At 72.1% G+C, this 14,026-nt stretch carries 13 protein-coding genes; 7 read left to right on the top strand and 6 right to left on the bottom strand.

The window, feature by feature from the left end:
- The first annotated feature begins 88 nt into the window (after nt 1–88).
- Complete coding sequence (locus J5Y10_RS02020; protein ID WP_209370061.1) at nt 89–463, top strand: hypothetical protein; 375 nt, start codon at nt 89–91, stop codon at nt 461–463.
- Between the two features lie 13 nt (nt 464–476).
- On the opposite strand, the gene J5Y10_RS02025 is transcribed toward J5Y10_RS02020, so the two are convergent.
- The 3 genes from J5Y10_RS02025 to J5Y10_RS02035 all read right to left on the bottom strand — a co-directional run bounded on the left by J5Y10_RS02025 (nt 477) and on the right by J5Y10_RS02035 (nt 3,060).
- Nucleotides 477–704: a hypothetical protein gene (locus tag J5Y10_RS02025; protein WP_209370063.1), complete on the bottom strand. Its 228-nt coding sequence runs from the start codon at nt 702–704 to the stop codon at nt 477–479.
- 86 nt (nt 705–790) lie between these two features.
- Nucleotides 791–1,753, bottom strand: a complete 963-nt coding sequence (locus tag J5Y10_RS02030) for a Bug family tripartite tricarboxylate transporter substrate binding protein (RefSeq protein WP_209370065.1) — start codon at nt 1,751–1,753, stop codon at nt 791–793.
- A 29-nt stretch (nt 1,754–1,782) separates the two neighbouring features.
- Complete coding sequence (locus J5Y10_RS02035) at nt 1,783–3,060, bottom strand: FAD-dependent oxidoreductase (protein ID WP_245214191.1); 1,278 nt, start codon at nt 3,058–3,060, stop codon at nt 1,783–1,785.
- A gap of 177 nt (nt 3,061–3,237) precedes the next feature.
- Between J5Y10_RS02035 and J5Y10_RS02040 the strand changes: the two genes are divergently transcribed.
- Nucleotides 3,238–3,741: a YciE/YciF ferroxidase family protein gene (locus J5Y10_RS02040; RefSeq protein WP_209370068.1), complete on the top strand. Its 504-nt coding sequence runs from the start codon at nt 3,238–3,240 to the stop codon at nt 3,739–3,741.
- 4 nt (nt 3,742–3,745) lie between these two features.
- Here J5Y10_RS02040 and J5Y10_RS02045 read toward each other — a convergent pair whose 3' ends face one another.
- Both J5Y10_RS02045 and J5Y10_RS02050 read right to left on the bottom strand, forming a co-directional pair.
- Nucleotides 3,746–4,156 carry a DUF167 domain-containing protein gene (locus J5Y10_RS02045; protein WP_209370076.1) on the bottom strand — a complete coding sequence of 137 codons (411 nt, stop codon included), beginning with the start codon at nt 4,154–4,156 and terminating at the stop codon, nt 3,746–3,748.
- Entirely contained in the window at nt 4,156–4,539 is a 384-nt protein-coding gene (locus J5Y10_RS02050) for a hypothetical protein (protein WP_209370078.1), read from the bottom strand. The genes J5Y10_RS02045 and J5Y10_RS02050 overlap by 1 nt, the downstream gene beginning before the upstream one ends.
- 120 nt (nt 4,540–4,659) lie before the next feature.
- On the opposite strand from J5Y10_RS02050, the gene panC reads away from it, so the two are divergent.
- Entirely contained in the window at nt 4,660–5,508 is an 849-nt protein-coding gene (gene panC, locus J5Y10_RS02055) for a pantoate--beta-alanine ligase (RefSeq protein ID WP_209370087.1), read from the top strand.
- Nucleotide 5,509: 1 nt separating this feature from the next.
- Here panC and J5Y10_RS02060 read toward each other — a convergent pair whose 3' ends face one another.
- On the bottom strand, nt 5,510–5,929 hold the full coding sequence (locus tag J5Y10_RS02060; RefSeq protein WP_209370089.1) for a MerR family transcriptional regulator: 420 nt from the start codon (nt 5,927–5,929) through the stop codon (nt 5,510–5,512).
- A gap of 75 nt (nt 5,930–6,004) precedes the next feature.
- On the opposite strand from J5Y10_RS02060, the gene J5Y10_RS02065 reads away from it, so the two are divergent.
- The 4 genes from J5Y10_RS02065 to ppdK all read left to right on the top strand — a co-directional run bounded on the left by J5Y10_RS02065 (nt 6,005) and on the right by ppdK (nt 14,024).
- The gene (locus tag J5Y10_RS02065) at nt 6,005–8,149 is read left to right on the top strand and encodes a heavy metal translocating P-type ATPase (RefSeq protein ID WP_342452809.1); all 2,145 of its coding nucleotides are present in this window, start codon (nt 6,005–6,007) and stop codon (nt 8,147–8,149) included.
- A 94-nt stretch (nt 8,150–8,243) separates the two neighbouring features.
- Nucleotides 8,244–9,098 (top strand): glycine--tRNA ligase subunit alpha, encoded by an 855-nt coding sequence (locus tag J5Y10_RS02070; RefSeq protein ID WP_342452810.1) that lies wholly within the window; start codon nt 8,244–8,246, stop codon nt 9,096–9,098.
- Entirely contained in the window at nt 9,098–11,335 is a 2,238-nt protein-coding gene (gene glyS, locus J5Y10_RS02075; protein WP_209370093.1) for a glycine--tRNA ligase subunit beta, read from the top strand. Before J5Y10_RS02070 ends, glyS begins: the two co-directional genes overlap by 1 nt.
- Before the next feature lie 10 nt (nt 11,336–11,345).
- On the top strand, nt 11,346–14,024 hold the full coding sequence (gene ppdK / locus J5Y10_RS02080) for a pyruvate, phosphate dikinase (RefSeq protein ID WP_209370095.1): 2,679 nt from the start codon (nt 11,346–11,348) through the stop codon (nt 14,022–14,024).
- Nucleotides 14,025–14,026: the final 2 nt, after the last annotated feature.

The raw sequence follows: 14,026 nt of genomic DNA on the forward strand, positions 1-14,026 counted from the left end.
GCGAGCGGGGTGCGTTAAGCGTTCCGTATCCGATCCCATGGCAGGATGGCGCCGCGGCCGGCCTTCGCCGGTCCTGGGAAAGCCATCAATGATCCGCCGCCTCGTCCTGCCCGCCCTGCTGGCGCCGCTCGCCCTTGCCTCGCTCGCCGCCCCGGCGGCGGCACAGAGCCGCCTGGACTTCAGCCTGGTGAACCGCACCGGCTACGAGATCAACGAGGTCTATGTCTCCTCCTCCGCCTCCTCCAACTGGGGCTCGGACGTGCTGGGGCAGGGCACGCTGGTCAACGGCAACAACGCCGACATCCGCTTCAGCCCGGGCGCGCGCGGCTGCCAGTGGGACATCAAGGTTGTCTACACGGACGGCGACGAGACCGAGTGGTCCAAGGTGAACCTCTGCAACATCTCGCGGATCACCCTGTTCTGGAACCGACAGGCCGGCACCACGCGGGCCGTGACGGAGTAGGGCAGGCCTCCGCTCAGGCGGCCGGCAGCGCCCGGCCGTGCTCCGAGAGGAGGCGGAGGCCGAGCGGCGTCGCGCGAACCGCCTCGCCGCGTGCCACCAGGCCTCGGTCCACCGCCTCCTCCCAGATGCCAAGGCGGGGGCAAGAGGTGCGCCAGGCATCCATACATTCGGCATAGGGGCGCGGCGCCCTGGCGACCCACTCCACGAGGTCGAGAACCAGGGGCTCCATCGTCGCGTTCATCTACGTGTCCTCCGTTCTTGGAGGAAAGCGTAATGAACATGTCCTTGCCAGGAGAATCGGGGCAGCGTCGCTGCCCGGCCCGGCGCCTACTCCGCGCGCAGCCCGCGCGCCTTCACCACCTCGCCCCAGCGCCGGAACTCATCCGGGAACTCGCGCGCGAAGGCGGCGCGGTCGGCCGTGGCCGGCAGGGCGCCGAAGGTGGCGATGCGGTCCCGTACGGAAGGATCGGCCATGGCCTCCGCCAGCAGGGACGCCACCCGCTCCACACCTTCCGGCGGCGTGCTGCGCGGCGCGAGGAGGGCCTGCCATCCATCCACCTCCATGCCCCGCACGCCTGCCTCCGCGAAGGTGGGCACGTCCGGCAACTCCGCCAGGCGCTGCGGGCCGGCCACGGCCAGGGCGCGCAGCTTGCCCGCGCGGATATGCGGGAGCGGGGAGGAGAGGGTGAGAAAGCCCATCCCCACGTTGCCGCCCAGCAGGTCCGGCATCAGCACCCCCTCGCCGCGGTAGACGACGGTCTCGATCTCCGCGCCCGTCCGCTCGTTGAACAGCTCGGCGGTCAGGTGCGAAAGGGTGCCGTAGCCGGAATTCGCGGCCGTCAGCGCGCCCTTGCGCGCCTTCGCCGCCGCGATGAGCCCGGCCACGTTGCGGATGGGCGAGCCCGCCGGCACCACGGCGATGAAGGGAGTGGAGGCGACGAGCCCGAGCGGCAGGAAATCGCGCACCACGTCGTAGCCCACCGGGCTCTGCTGCAGGTGGGGCACGATCGTCATGCTGATGCTGCCGAATAGCAGCGTGTGCCCGTCAGTCGCTGCCGCCGCCGCTGCAGTGCCGATGATGCCGCCCGCACCCGCGCGGTTCTCCACCACGACAGGCTGGCCCAGCTTCGGCGCGAAGACCTCGCCCAGCATGCGCGCCAGCCCGTCCGCCGGGCCGCCGGCCGCGAAGGGCACGATGATCCGTACGGGCCGGTTCGGCCATTCCGCCGCCAGGGCGGGGCGGATGAGGGGGAGGGCGCTGAGGGAAAGGGCGGCGCGGCGGGTGACCATGGGCGTTGCTCCGGGTGTTCAGACGCGTCTCAGGGCAGGATCGCGCCGTCCGCGCGCAGCCGGGCCTGCAGCCGGGCGGTGTCCGCCTCAGCTACCGGCGCATTGCCGGCGATGGACTGGGCGGCGGCCACCCCGGCCGCTTGGCCAATCGCCATGACGATGGGCATGACGCGGATGGCGGCATGGGCCTTGTGCGTGGCCGAGATCCCGCGGCCGGCGACCAGCACGTTGCCGAAGCCGCGCGGCACGAGGCTGCCGAAGGGGATGGCGTAGGCGTGGTCCGCCCCGAACTCCTCGAAATGCAGCCCGCCGCCCTTGGGTGGGTGGATGTCCATGGGATAGGCGCCCCAGGCAATGCGGTCGGGGAAGGGGGTGCCGGCATGCAGCTCCGCCTCCGTCAGCAGGTGGCGCCCCACCGCGCGGCGGCTCTCCCGCACGCCGATCACCGGGGCGGTGGCGACCAGCCGCCCGCCGGCGCAGCCCGGCACCCGCTCCGCCAGGAAGGCGGCCGCCGCCAGGGCCTGCCGGCGCCCCTCCACCTCGGCGGCGGAGAGGGCGAGGGGATCCGTGGCATCGAAGGCGATTCGGGAGATGTTGAACCAGGCATCCCGCGTGTCCTGGATCCGGCTGGCATGCAGCGCAGCGCGGGCCAAGCGGCCCTCCTCCACGCCCTGCCGGGCCAGTGCGGCCAGCTCCGGGCCGGGGATGGCCTCGAAGGCGTCGAGGTCCATGGGGCCGAAGCGGAACATGGCGGTGGCGGGCTGCATCGACTGCCCTTCCGCCAGTTCCAGGAACTCCGCGCCGGCGCTGGCGAGCAGGTCGAGGTCGCCGGAGGCATCGATCACCGTGTTCGGCCGCACCGTCCAGGGCCCGGCCTTCGTCAGCACCCTCACGGCGGTGATCGTGGCACCCTCCCGCTCCACGCCCAGCAGGGCGGCGTGGAACAGCAGGCGCACCCCGGCCTCGGCGCAGAGAGCATCCAGGACGGGCTTCAAGAGTTCAGGGTCATAGCAGACACGGTCCATCCGGTGGCCGGTGGACATGGTGAAGTGGCTGTGCCCATCGCTGCCGCCGGCGGCCTGGAGGCGGACGACGATCTCCTCGGCGATGCCGCCGACCATGCGCCGGCCGGCGCGCGTCTCCCAGCCGACGAACTGGCCCACCGCCGCTGCGGTCGCGGCTCCGCCCAGGAAACCAAGGCGCTCCACCAGCAGCACCTCCGCCCCGGCGCGCGCGGCGGCGATGGCGGCCACGGTGCCGGCCATGCCGCCGCCCATCACCAGCACCTCAGCCTCCAGCATCGTCATCGGCGCACCTCCAGCGGGGCGCGGTAGGCCCTGGGGGAGAAGGGCGTCAATGCCGCGGACCGGGAATGAGGCGGGACATCGCTGCAACATCCCCGGCCGCCCGGGCGTTCCAGGGGGTGGCGGCACATCGGCCGGCCATTCCCCGCCACGCGACATCCAGCACGAGGGCGCACCGCCATGGGCCTCTTCTCGAAGCCGATCAACACGCTGAACGACCTCTTCGTCCACACGCTGCAGGACATCTACTACGCCGAGAATCGGATCACGAAGGCGTTGCCAAAGATGATCGATAAGGCGACGGATCCGCAGCTGAAGCAGGGCTTCGAGCTGCACCTGCAGGAGACGAAAAACCAGATCACCCGCCTGGAGAAGGTCTTCCAGATGCACGGGGAGCCGGTAAAGGGCGTCACCTGCGCCGCCATGGACGGCATCCTGGCCGAGGCCGAGGAGATCATGGGCGAGGTGGGCGACAAGGAGGTGCTGGACGCCGCCATGCTCTCCGCCGCCCAGGCGGTGGAGCACTACGAGATCACCCGCTACGGCACGCTCGTCGCCTTCGCCCGCCAGCTCGGCCGCAACGACTGCGCTTCCGTGCTGGAGGAGAACCTCGCCGAGGAGAAGGCGACGGACAAGAAGCTGACGATGCTGGCCGAGAGCAAGGTGAACCGGATGGCGGCCTGAGGCGTTAGGAACCCGCCTCTAGCCGATCCACCAGGGGCAAGGGGCGCCGGCCGCCATCCCGATCCGGGATGGGGCCGGCGCTTCCCTGTTTCCAGGACAACATTTTCCCCAGCAGCGCGCACAGCGCCTCGACCTCGCCCGCCACCAGGACCGTCTTCTCGCGGGACGCCGCGCCCTGCGTAACGGTGACGCGGGAGGGCGGGACCGCCAGAGCCCCGGCCAGCAGCGCGCAGATCGCGCGGTTGGCGCGCCCGTCCTCGGGGGCCTCGTTCACCGCCACCCTAATTCGCGGGCCGTCCGCAGCCTCCACCACCCCCTGCAGTCCCGGGCGGCGGGCACGGGGCTGGGCCTTCACGCGCAGTTCCAGCCCGCCCTCCACCGCGCGCCAGGCGGATTCGCGCGGGGCAGGGGGCATCAGGCGCGACGGGGGGCGGCCGGCGCGCGGGCCGCGGCCTCCACCCAGGCCCAGCCGCCGAGCGCGGCGCCGATCATCCCCCAGGTGGCGTTGAAATTCAGCACGGCGATCACGCCCAGCGCCACGGCGGCCGCGCGCACGGCGAAGGGCGCGCCGATGAAGGCCCAGATCCCCAGCATCACCGCCCCCGCGCCCCAGAGTTGCCAGTGCTGCAGCCAGAGCAGCGCCGCGCGCGGCTTGCAGGCGAAGGGCGCAGTGGAGAGGTCCAGGCAGAGCGCCCCCATGTGGCGCGGCTCCACCTGCAGATACCGGTACAGCACCATCAGCCCGATGGCGGCCGCCACGGCGAGGATGGCGATCAGGTCGTGCTTCGTGACGCGCATGGCACGGGAATCGCGCGATCGGACCCCGGGTGCAAGCGGCAACATCGTGGCGGCCGGCTTGACCCGCCTTCGCCCGCCGGCCCATTGGCTGGCGCCGCCACTGGGGGAGAGGAAGGGGCCATGCAGGTCATCCGCGATCTGGCCGCGCTGCGGGCGGCCACCGCCGGGCTGCGCGCGGGCGGGCGCCGCCTGGCCCTGGTGCCCACCATGGGCGCGCTGCATCGCGGCCACCTGGAGCTGGTCGCGGAGGCGCGGCGCCACGCGGAGGCGGTGGCCGTCTCCATCTTCGTCAATCCGCTGCAATTCGGCCCGAACGAGGATCTGGCGCGCTACCCGCGCGACGAGGCGGGCGATCTGGAGAAGCTGCGCGGGGCCGGCTGCGACCTGGTCTGGATGCCCGGCGTGGAGACCATGTACCCGCCCGGCGCGGCGACGGTGATCGAGGTGGGCGGCCCTTCCGAGGGTTTCGAGGGCGCGGCCCGGCCGAGTCATTTCCGTGGGGTCGCGACCGTCTGCACCAAGCTGTTCCAGCAGACGGGCGCGGACACGGCGGTGTTCGGGGAGAAGGACTGGCAGCAGCTGCAAGTGGTGCGGCGCGTGGTGTCGGACCTGGACATGCCGATCGGCATCGTCGGCTACCCGACGGTGCGGGAGGAGGATGGTCTCGCCTTCTCCTCCCGCAACGCGCGCCTCTCGCCGGGGGAGCGGGCGCTGGCGCCCGTCCTGGCGCGGGAGATGCGGGAGGCGATCGCCGCCATGGCCGGCGGCGCGGTTCCCGGCCCGGCGCTGGAAGCCGCCATCCTGCGCCTGCGCGCGGCGGGCTTCGCGCCGGACTACCTGGCGCTGGTGGAACCGGGGACGCTGCGCCCCTGGCCGGAGGACACCCCGGGCCAGGCCCGGCTGCTCGCCGCGGCCCGGCTGGGGGACGTGCGCCTGCTCGACAACATGCCTGCCGGCCTGCCGGGGTAGCCTAGTGCTGCGGGTGGGTGCAGAGCCCGTGGTCCGCCAGCACCTGGATAACCTGGCAATCTCCCACCCGGCCATGCGACCCGCACTCCGTCATCCGCCCGATCTCCGTCCGTAGTGCGGTGAGGCGGGCGATCCGGTCGTCGATGGCGGCCAGATGGGCGCGGGCGATGCCGTCCACCTCCGCGCAGGGCCGCTCCGGCTGGTCCGCCAGGGCGAGGAGCTGGCGGATGGCCTCCACCTCGAAGCCCAGGTCGCGCGCGTGGCGGATGAAGCGCAGGCGGCGCACGGCCTCCTCGCCGTAAAGGCGCCGGTTGCTCTCCGTGCGTGGCGCGGCGGGGAGGAGGCCGATTTCCTCGTAATAGCGGATGGTCGGCACCTTCACGTCCGCCAGCCTGGCCAGCGCCCCGATCGTCCGGTCCATCTCCATCCTTTCCGCTTGATCCTCTAGTCACTGGAGGATGTAGGCACGGGCACGAGGATGGAGAAGGCGCCCGCCGTGGCCGAGACCAGCACCCGCTACCGCGTGGACGGAATGGACTGCGCGGGCTGCGCGTCGCGCATCAGCACGGCCGTGAAGCGGGTGCCCGGAGTGGAGGAGGTGGACGTCTCCGTCACCGCCGGCACGATGACGGTGCGCCACGCCGAGACGCCCGGGCTCAGGGAAGCGGTTCTGCGGCAGGTGGGCGCGCTGGGCGGCTATGCCGCGACGCCCCTGCCGCCGCGCGGCGCGCCGGCCGAGGCCGGTCTGCACGGCCACGCGCATGATCACGGCCCGACTGGCGGCCCCTGGTGGCGCAATCCGCGCGCCCTGCTGACGATCGGCTGCGGCCTCGCCCTCGTCGCCGCCTGGATCGTCGGGCGGCTGGCGCCGGCGGTGGAGCCCTGGGCCTTCGGCGCGGCGATGCTCGTCGGGCTGGTGCCGGTGGCGCGGCGGGCCTTCGTCTCCGCGCGGCTGGGCACGCCCTTCTCCATCGAGACCCTGATGGTCATCGCCGCCATCGGCGCCACCCTGATCGGCGCGACGGAGGAGGCGGCCACCGTCGTCCTCCTCTTCCTCGTCGGCGAGATGCTGGAGGGGCTGGCGGCCGGGCGTGCCCGCGCCAGCATCCAGGCGCTCTCCGGCCTGGTGCCCGCCACGGCGCTGGTGGAGGAGGGCGGGCGGACGCGGGAGGTGCCGGCGGCGGAACTGGCGGTGGGCGCCACGATCCTCGTCCGCCCCGGCGACCGGATCGCGGCGGACGGAGCGGTGGTCGAGGGCACGAGCGCCGTGGACGAGGCGCCGGTGACGGGCGAGAGCGTGCCGAAGCGCAAGGCCGCGGGCGACACGGTCTTCGCCGGCACGGTGAACGGGGAGGGGGTGCTGCGCCTGCGCGTGACCGCCGCGGCGCAGGACAACACCATTGCCCGCGTGGTCCGGCTGGTGGAGGAGGCGCAGGAGAGCAAAGCGCCGACCGAGCGCTTCATCGACCGCTTCTCCCGCTACTACACCCCGGCCGTGCTGGTGCTCGGCGCGCTGGTGGCGGTGCTGCCGCCGCTGGTGCTCGGCGCCCCCTGGGCGGAGTGGATCTACAAGGGCCTGGCGATCCTGCTGATCGGCTGCCCCTGCGCGCTGGTGATCTCCACCCCCGCCGCCATCGCCGCCGGGCTTTCCGCCGGGGCGCGGCGCGGGCTGCTGATGAAGGGCGGCGCGGTGCTGGAGGGGCTGGGGCGGATCGACGCGATCGCGCTCGACAAGACCGGCACGCTGACCGAAGGCCGGCCGAAGGTGACGGATCTCCTGCCCGCCGGGGGCAATGGCCGCGCGCTGCTGGCAGGCGCCGCGGCGCTGGAGACGGGGTCGAGCCACCCGCTGGCCCTGGCGATCCTGGCCCGGGCCGCGGCGGATGGTGTGGAGGTGCCCCCGGCGACCGATGCGGCCGCCCGGCCGGGTGAGGGCGTGGCGGGCCGGGTGAACGGGCAGGCCCTGTTCCTCGGCGCGCCCGGTTCCGCCACCGCCGGCGGCGCCGTTCCGTCGGACTGGGCCCCGCGGATCGAGGCGCTGCAGGCGGAGGGCAAGTCCGTCTCCGTCCTGCTGGCCGACGGCCGCTTCCAGGGCGTGATCGCCCTGCGCGACGAGCCGCGCGCCGATGCGAAGGCGGGCTTGGACGCGCTGAAGGCCCTGGGCATCGCCCCGGTGATGCTGACCGGCGACAACCCCCGTGCCGCGGAGGCCATCGGCACCGCCCTTGGCCTGCCCGTGCGGGCGGGGCTGCTGCCGGAGGACAAGCAGCGCATCGTCCGCACCCTTCAGGCGGAGGGGAAGCGCGTGGCGAAGGTGGGGGACGGCATCAATGACGCCCCCGCCCTCGCCGCGGCGGATATCGGCATCGCCATGGGCGGCGGCACGGATGTGGCGCTGGAGACGGCGGACGCCGCCGTACTGCACGGGCGGGTGATGGACCTCTCGCGCATGGTCGCGCTCTCCCGCGCGGCCATGGCCAACATTCACCAGAATATCGCCATCGCGCTGGGGCTGAAGGCGGTGTTCCTTGTGACCACCCTGGCCGGGATCACCGGGCTCTGGCCGGCGATCCTGGCGGATACGGGCGCGACGGTGCTGGTGACGGCCAATGCAATGCGGCTCCTGGCCTGGCGGGAATAGGGGCGGGGGCTTTCCGGGGGGGCGCCCGCCCCCCTATACCGGCCGCGCCATGGCCGATCATCCGCTGCCCAACCATCCGCCCGTGGGGCAGACCATGCCCCTCCCGTTCCAGGACATGATCCTGGCGCTCCACGCCTTCTGGTCGAAGCAGGGCTGCGCCATCCTGCAGCCCTACGACCTGGAGATGGGGGCGGGCACCTTCCATCCTGCGACGACGCTGCGGGCTCTGGGTCCGAAGCCCTGGCGGGCAGCCTATGTCCAGCCGAGCCGCCGCCCGACGGATGGCCGTTACGGAAACAACCCGAACCGCCTGGGCGCCTACTACCAGTACCAGGTGATCCTGAAGCCGAGCCCGCCCGATCCCCAGTCCCTGCTGATCGAGAGCTACCGGGCGATCGGCATCGACCCGATGCTGCACGACATCCGCTTCGTGGAGGATGACTGGGAGAGCCCGACGCTCGGCGCCTGGGGCCTGGGCTGGGAGGTCTGGTGCGACGGGATGGAGGTGACGCAGTTCACCTATTTCCAGCAGGTCGGCGGCATCCCCTGCGCCGTCCCCTCCTGCGAGCTCACCTACGGGCTGGAGCGGCTGGCCATGTACATCCAGGGCGTGGAGAACGTGTACGACCTGAAGTTCAACGCCGCCGGCCTGACCTATGGCGACGTGTTCCTGCGGAACGAGCGGGAGTTCTCCGCCTATTCCTTCGAGAAGGCCGATGTGCCCGTGCTGTTCCGCCACTTCGCCGAGGCGGAGGCGGAGTGCAACGCGCTCTGCGACGCCGACCTGCCGCTGCCCGCCTATGACCAGTGCATCAAGGCCAGCCACACCTTCAACCTGCTGGACGCGCGCGGCGCAATCAGCGTGACGGAGCGCGCCTCCTATATCGGCCGCGTCCGCGCGCTGGCGAAGCGGTGTTGCGAAGGCTGGCTGGCCGGGGAGACGGTGTGATGGCCGAGCTCCTTCTCGAGATCCTCTCCGAGGAAATTCCCGCCCGCATGCAGGCCCGCGCCGCGGAGGACCTGGCGCGGCTGATGGGTGAGGCGCTGAAGCCCGCCGGGCTGACGCTGGCGGGCGCGCGCACCCTCTACGGCCCGCGCCGCATCGCGCTGATCGCGGAGCTGCCGGCCGCGACGCCGGCGACCGAGCGCGAGGAGAAGGGCCCCCGCCTGGGTGCGCCGGAGCAGGCATTGGGCGGCTTTGCCCGCAAGTTCTCCCTGCCCGATGCGGCGGTGGCGGCGATGAAGGCGGCCACGGGCGCTTCCGACGCGCCGGTCTATGAAGGGAAGGGGCTGACGATCCTCGCTCGGGCCGAGAAGTCCGGTGCCTCCTTCCTGCTGCGCCTCGCCAATCCCGCGCGTTCCAGCGCCGAGGTGCTGGCCGAGGCCATCCCCGCGCTGATCCGGCGCTTTCCCTGGCCGAAATCCATGCGCTGGGGCACCTCGGACCTGATCTGGGTGCGGCCGATGCAGCGCATTCTCTGCCTGCTCGACGGGAAGGTGGTGCCCTTCAGGCTGGCCGATGGCGCGGACGACGCGCACGGCCTGCACTCCGCCGACACCACCGAGGGCCACCGCATCCAGTCCCCAGGCGCCTTCGCCGTGACGTCCGCCGCCGAGTACGAGGCCGGGCTGCGCGAGCGCTCCGTGATCCCCGATGCCGCCGGGCGCGAGCGGATGATCGATGAGGGCATCGCCGCCTTGGCTGCCGCCGAGGGGCTTGAGGTTGTGCCCGACCGCGGCCTGCTGGCCGAGGTGGCGGGGCTGGTGGAATGGCCCGTGCCCCTGCTGGGCCGGATCGAAGACGCCTTCATGGACCTGCCGCCCGAGCTGATGCGGACGACCATGCGCGTGAACCAGCGCTACTTCGCACTGCGCCATCCGAATGGCGAAGCGGCGGCCCGTTTCGCGCTGGTGGCCAACATCAAGGCAAAGGACGGCGGCGCGGCCATCGTGGGCGGCAATGAGCGCGTGCTGCGCGCCCGCCTCTCCGACGCCCGCTTCTTCTGGGACCTGGACCGCAAGGGGAGCCTGGAAGCCTTCCTCCCCAAGCTCGATGCGGTGGTGTTCCACGCGAAGCTCGGCACGCAGGGCGACCGCGTGCGCCGGCTGGAGCGCCTGGCGCGCCATCTCGCGCCGATGGTGGGCGCCGAACCCGACCTTGCCGCCCGCGCCGCGCGGCTGGCGAAGGCGGACCTTGCCTCCGGCATGGTGGGCGAGTTCCCGGAGCTGCAGGGCGTGATGGGCCGCTACTACGCGCTGCACGCCGGCGAGGACCCGCGCGTGGCCGAGGCGGTGGGCGCCCATTACCGCCCGCTCGGCCCGGGCGATGCCGTGCCGGCCGAGCCCACCGCCGTTGCCGTGGCGCTGGCGGACAAGCTGGACCAGCTCGCCGGCTTCTTCGCGGCGGATGAGCGCCCGACCGGCTCCGGGGATCCCTATGCCCTGCGCCGCGCCGCCCTGGGCGTGATCCGCATCATCCGCGAGAACGGGCTGCGCCTGCCGCTGGCCGATGCCATCGCGGAAGCCTTCTTCGGCTACCCCATGGCCCAGGGCAGCACCGCCACGCCGGAATTCGGCATGGCGGTCGCGGCGGAGCGGATGAATGCCGGCTGGAAGCCGCCCGCCGAATCGGACCACCCGCCGATGGTCGCCGCCTTCGCCCAGGGCGTGATCGAGTTCCTGGCGGAGCGCCTGCGCGTGCAGATGCGGGCCGAAGGGCTTCGTCACGATCTTGTGGCCGCCGCCTTCGGGACCTCGGGCGACGACGACCTGAACCGGCTGCTGGCGCGGGCCGACGCGCTTCGCGACTTCCTCTCCACCGAGGCCGGGACGGATCTGGTCGCCGCCTATCGCCGCGCCGCCAACATCCTGCGGATCGAGGAGAAGAAGGACGGCCGGGCCTATGCGCCGTCCATCGACCCGGGCCTGCTGCGCGCGCCGGAGGAGATGGCCCTGGCGGCGGCGCTGGAGGCAGCCCGCCCGGAGGTGGGCGCCGCCCTGTCGCGGGAGGACTTCGCCGGTGCCATGGCGGCGCTGGCCCCCCTCCGCGTCCCGGTGGACGCCTTCTTCGACCGGGTGACGGTGAACGACCCGGATCGCTCCCTGCGCGGGAACCGGCTAGGCTTGCTGGCGCTGTTGCGGGCGGCCATGGACGAAGTGGCGGACATCGCCCGCATCGAAGGCTAGGGAACAGGTCATGACGAGCTGGGTGTATGGCTTCGGCGCCGGTCGCAACGACGGGCGGGCGGAGATGCGGAACCTGCTGGGCGGCAAGGGCGCCAACCTGGCGGAGATGGCCGCCATCGGCCTGCCCGTGCCGCCGGGCTTCACGATCACGACCGAGGTCTGCACCTACTTCACCGAGAACGGCAGCTCCTATCCCGCCGATCTGGACGGTCAGGTGAAGGAGGCGCTCGCCCGGATCGAGGCCGCCGTCGGTGCCCGCTTCGGCGACGCCGCCAACCCGCTGCTCGTCTCCGTCCGCTCCGGCGCCCGGGTCTCCATGCCGGGGATGATGGACACGGTGCTGAACCTCGGCCTGAACGACGAGACGGTGGTGGGGCTGGAGCGCGCCTCCGGCGACGCCCGCTTCGCCTGGGACAGCTATCGCCGCTTCATCCAGATGTACGGCTCCGTCGTGCTCGGCGTGGATCACCATCGCTTCGAGGAGATCATCGAGGACGCCAAGCTCGACCGCGGCGTCCACGAGGACACGCAGCTCACCCCCGAGGACTGGCAGCGCGTGGCCGCCAGCTACAAGGAGATGGTGCGCCAGGTCACGGGCGCGGACTTCCCGATGGATCCCTGGGCCCAGCTCTGGGGGGCGATCGGCGCCGTGTTCGGCAGCTGGATGAACGCCCGCGCCATCACCTATCGCCGCCTGCACGACATCCCCGCGAACTGGGGGACGGCCGTGAACGTCCAGGCCATGGTCTTCGGCAACATGGGCGACGACTGCGCAACGGGCGTCTGCTTCACGCGCGACCCCAGCACGGGCGAGAACATCTTCTACGGCGAGTACCTGATCAACGCGCAGGGCGAGGACGTGGTGGCCGGCATCCGCACGCCCCAGCCGATGAGCGAGGCCCGCGCCAAGCCCGGCGAGCGCAGCATGGAGGCGGCCATGCCCGCCGCCTATGCGGAGCTGGTGGCGGTGCGCGCGACGCTCGAGAAGCACTACGCGGACATGCAGGATATCGAGTTCACGGTTCAGCGCAACAAGCTCTACATGCTGCAGACCCGCAACGGGAAGCGCACGGCGGCGGCCAGCCTGAAGATCGCCGTGGACATGGCCAATGAGGGGCTGATCGACCGCAAGGAAGCCGTGCGCCGCGTGAACCCCGGCTCGCTCGACCAGCTGCTCCACCCGACGCTGGACCCGAATGCCAAGCGCAACATGCTGACGCGCGGCCTGCCCGCCTCCCCGGGGGCCGCCAGCGGCGTGGTGGTGTTCAACGCGGATGAGGCGGAGGCGCGCGCTCAGAAGGGCGAGTCCGTCATCCTCGTCCGCATCGAGACCTCCCCGGAGGACATCCACGGCATGCACGCGGCCCGCGGCATTCTCACCACCCGCGGCGGCATGACGAGCCACGCGGCGGTGGTGGCGCGCGGCATGGGCCGGCCCTGCGTGGCGGGCGCTGGCGGCGTGGTGGTGGACTATGCCGCCCAGGCGCTCTCCGCCGGCGGCGTGGTCGTGCAGGCCGGGGAGACGATCACCCTGGACGGAGGCACGGGCGAGGTCTTCGCCGGCACGGTGGCCATGGTGGAGCCGAAGCTCTCCGGCGATTTCGAGACGCTGATGGGCTGGGCGGACGAGGTGCGCCGCCTGAAGGTGCGCGCCAATGCCGAGACGCCGCTGGACGCCGAGACCGCGCGCAAGTTCGGCGCCGAGGGCATCGGGCTCTGCCGCACGGAGCATATGTTCTTCGATCCCTCCCGCATCTCCGCCGTGCGGCAGATGATCATGAGCGAGACCGAGGGCGGCCGCCGCGACGCGCTGGCGAAGCTGCTGCCCTTCCAGCGCGACGACTTCGTGGAGCTGTTCCGCATCATGGCGGGGCTGCCCGTCACCATCCGCCTCCTGGATCCGCCGCTGCACGAGTTCCTGCCCCACAAGGAGGAGGAACTGGCCGAGGTGGCGGCGAGCCTTGGCGCCGACCTCGCGACGATGAAGCGCCGCGCGGCTGATCTGTCGGAGGCCAATCCCATGCTCGGCCATCGCGGCTGCCGCCTGGCGATGACCTATCCGGAGATCGCGGAGATGCAGGCCCGCGCCATCTTCGAGGCGGCGGTGATCGTGGCGAAGGAGGCCGAGGCCCCGGTGCCGGAGATCATGGTTCCGCTGGTGGCCACCAAGAAGGAGCTGGAGATCAGCCACGCGCAGATCGACAAGGTGGCCAAGGAGGTCTTCGCCGAGGCCGGCATAACGATCGAGTACTTCGTTGGCACCATGATCGAGCTGCCGCGCGCCTGCCTTACCGCCGATAAGATCGCCGAGACCGCCGACTTCTTCTCCTTCGGCACCAACGACCTCACCCAGACCACCTTCGGCCTGTCCCGCGACGATGCCGGCAAGTTCCTGCCGCTCTACGTGGAGAAGGGGATCCTGCCGAAGGACCCCTTCGTCTCCATCGACGTGGAAGGGGTGGGTTCGCTGGTGGAGATCGCGGCCCAGAAAGGACGGGCCACCAAGCCCGGCCTGAAGCTTGGCATCTGCGGCGAGCACGGCGGCGACCCGGCCTCCATCAACTTCTGCGAGACGGTCGGGCTGGATTACGTCTCCTGCTCGCCTTACCGCGTGCCGGTGGCCCGGCTGGCGGCGGCGCAGGCGGCGCTGGCGAATGAGAAGCCGGCCATGGCCGACCGCACGGCCTGATC

Source organism: Roseomonas indoligenes (assembly GCF_017813365.1).
GTDB lineage: Bacteria > Pseudomonadota > Alphaproteobacteria > Acetobacterales > Acetobacteraceae > Roseomonas > Roseomonas indoligenes.

Excerpts from the sequence above, each read along its gene's own strand:
- J5Y10_RS02020 (WP_209370061.1), top strand. The coding sequence starts at position 89 with ATGATCCGCCGCCTCGTCCTGCCCGCCCTGCTGGCGCCGCTCGCCCTT.
- J5Y10_RS02025 (WP_209370063.1), bottom strand. The coding sequence starts at position 704 with ATGAACGCGACGATGGAGCCCCTGGTTCTCGACCTCGTGGAGTGGGTC.
- J5Y10_RS02030 (WP_209370065.1), bottom strand. The coding sequence starts at position 1,753 with ATGGTCACCCGCCGCGCCGCCCTTTCCCTCAGCGCCCTCCCCCTCATC.
- J5Y10_RS02035 (WP_245214191.1), bottom strand. The coding sequence starts at position 3,060 with ATGACGATGCTGGAGGCTGAGGTGCTGGTGATGGGCGGCGGCATGGCC.
- J5Y10_RS02040 (WP_209370068.1), top strand. The coding sequence starts at position 3,238 with ATGGGCCTCTTCTCGAAGCCGATCAACACGCTGAACGACCTCTTCGTC.
- J5Y10_RS02045 (WP_209370076.1), bottom strand. The coding sequence starts at position 4,156 with ATGCCCCCTGCCCCGCGCGAATCCGCCTGGCGCGCGGTGGAGGGCGGG.
- J5Y10_RS02050 (WP_209370078.1), bottom strand. The coding sequence starts at position 4,539 with ATGCGCGTCACGAAGCACGACCTGATCGCCATCCTCGCCGTGGCGGCC.
- panC (WP_209370087.1), top strand. The coding sequence starts at position 4,660 with ATGCAGGTCATCCGCGATCTGGCCGCGCTGCGGGCGGCCACCGCCGGG.
- J5Y10_RS02060 (WP_209370089.1), bottom strand. The coding sequence starts at position 5,929 with ATGGACCGGACGATCGGGGCGCTGGCCAGGCTGGCGGACGTGAAGGTG.
- J5Y10_RS02070 (WP_342452810.1), top strand. The coding sequence starts at position 8,244 with ATGCCCCTCCCGTTCCAGGACATGATCCTGGCGCTCCACGCCTTCTGG.
- glyS (WP_209370093.1), top strand. The coding sequence starts at position 9,098 with ATGGCCGAGCTCCTTCTCGAGATCCTCTCCGAGGAAATTCCCGCCCGC.
- ppdK (WP_209370095.1), top strand. The coding sequence starts at position 11,346 with ATGACGAGCTGGGTGTATGGCTTCGGCGCCGGTCGCAACGACGGGCGG.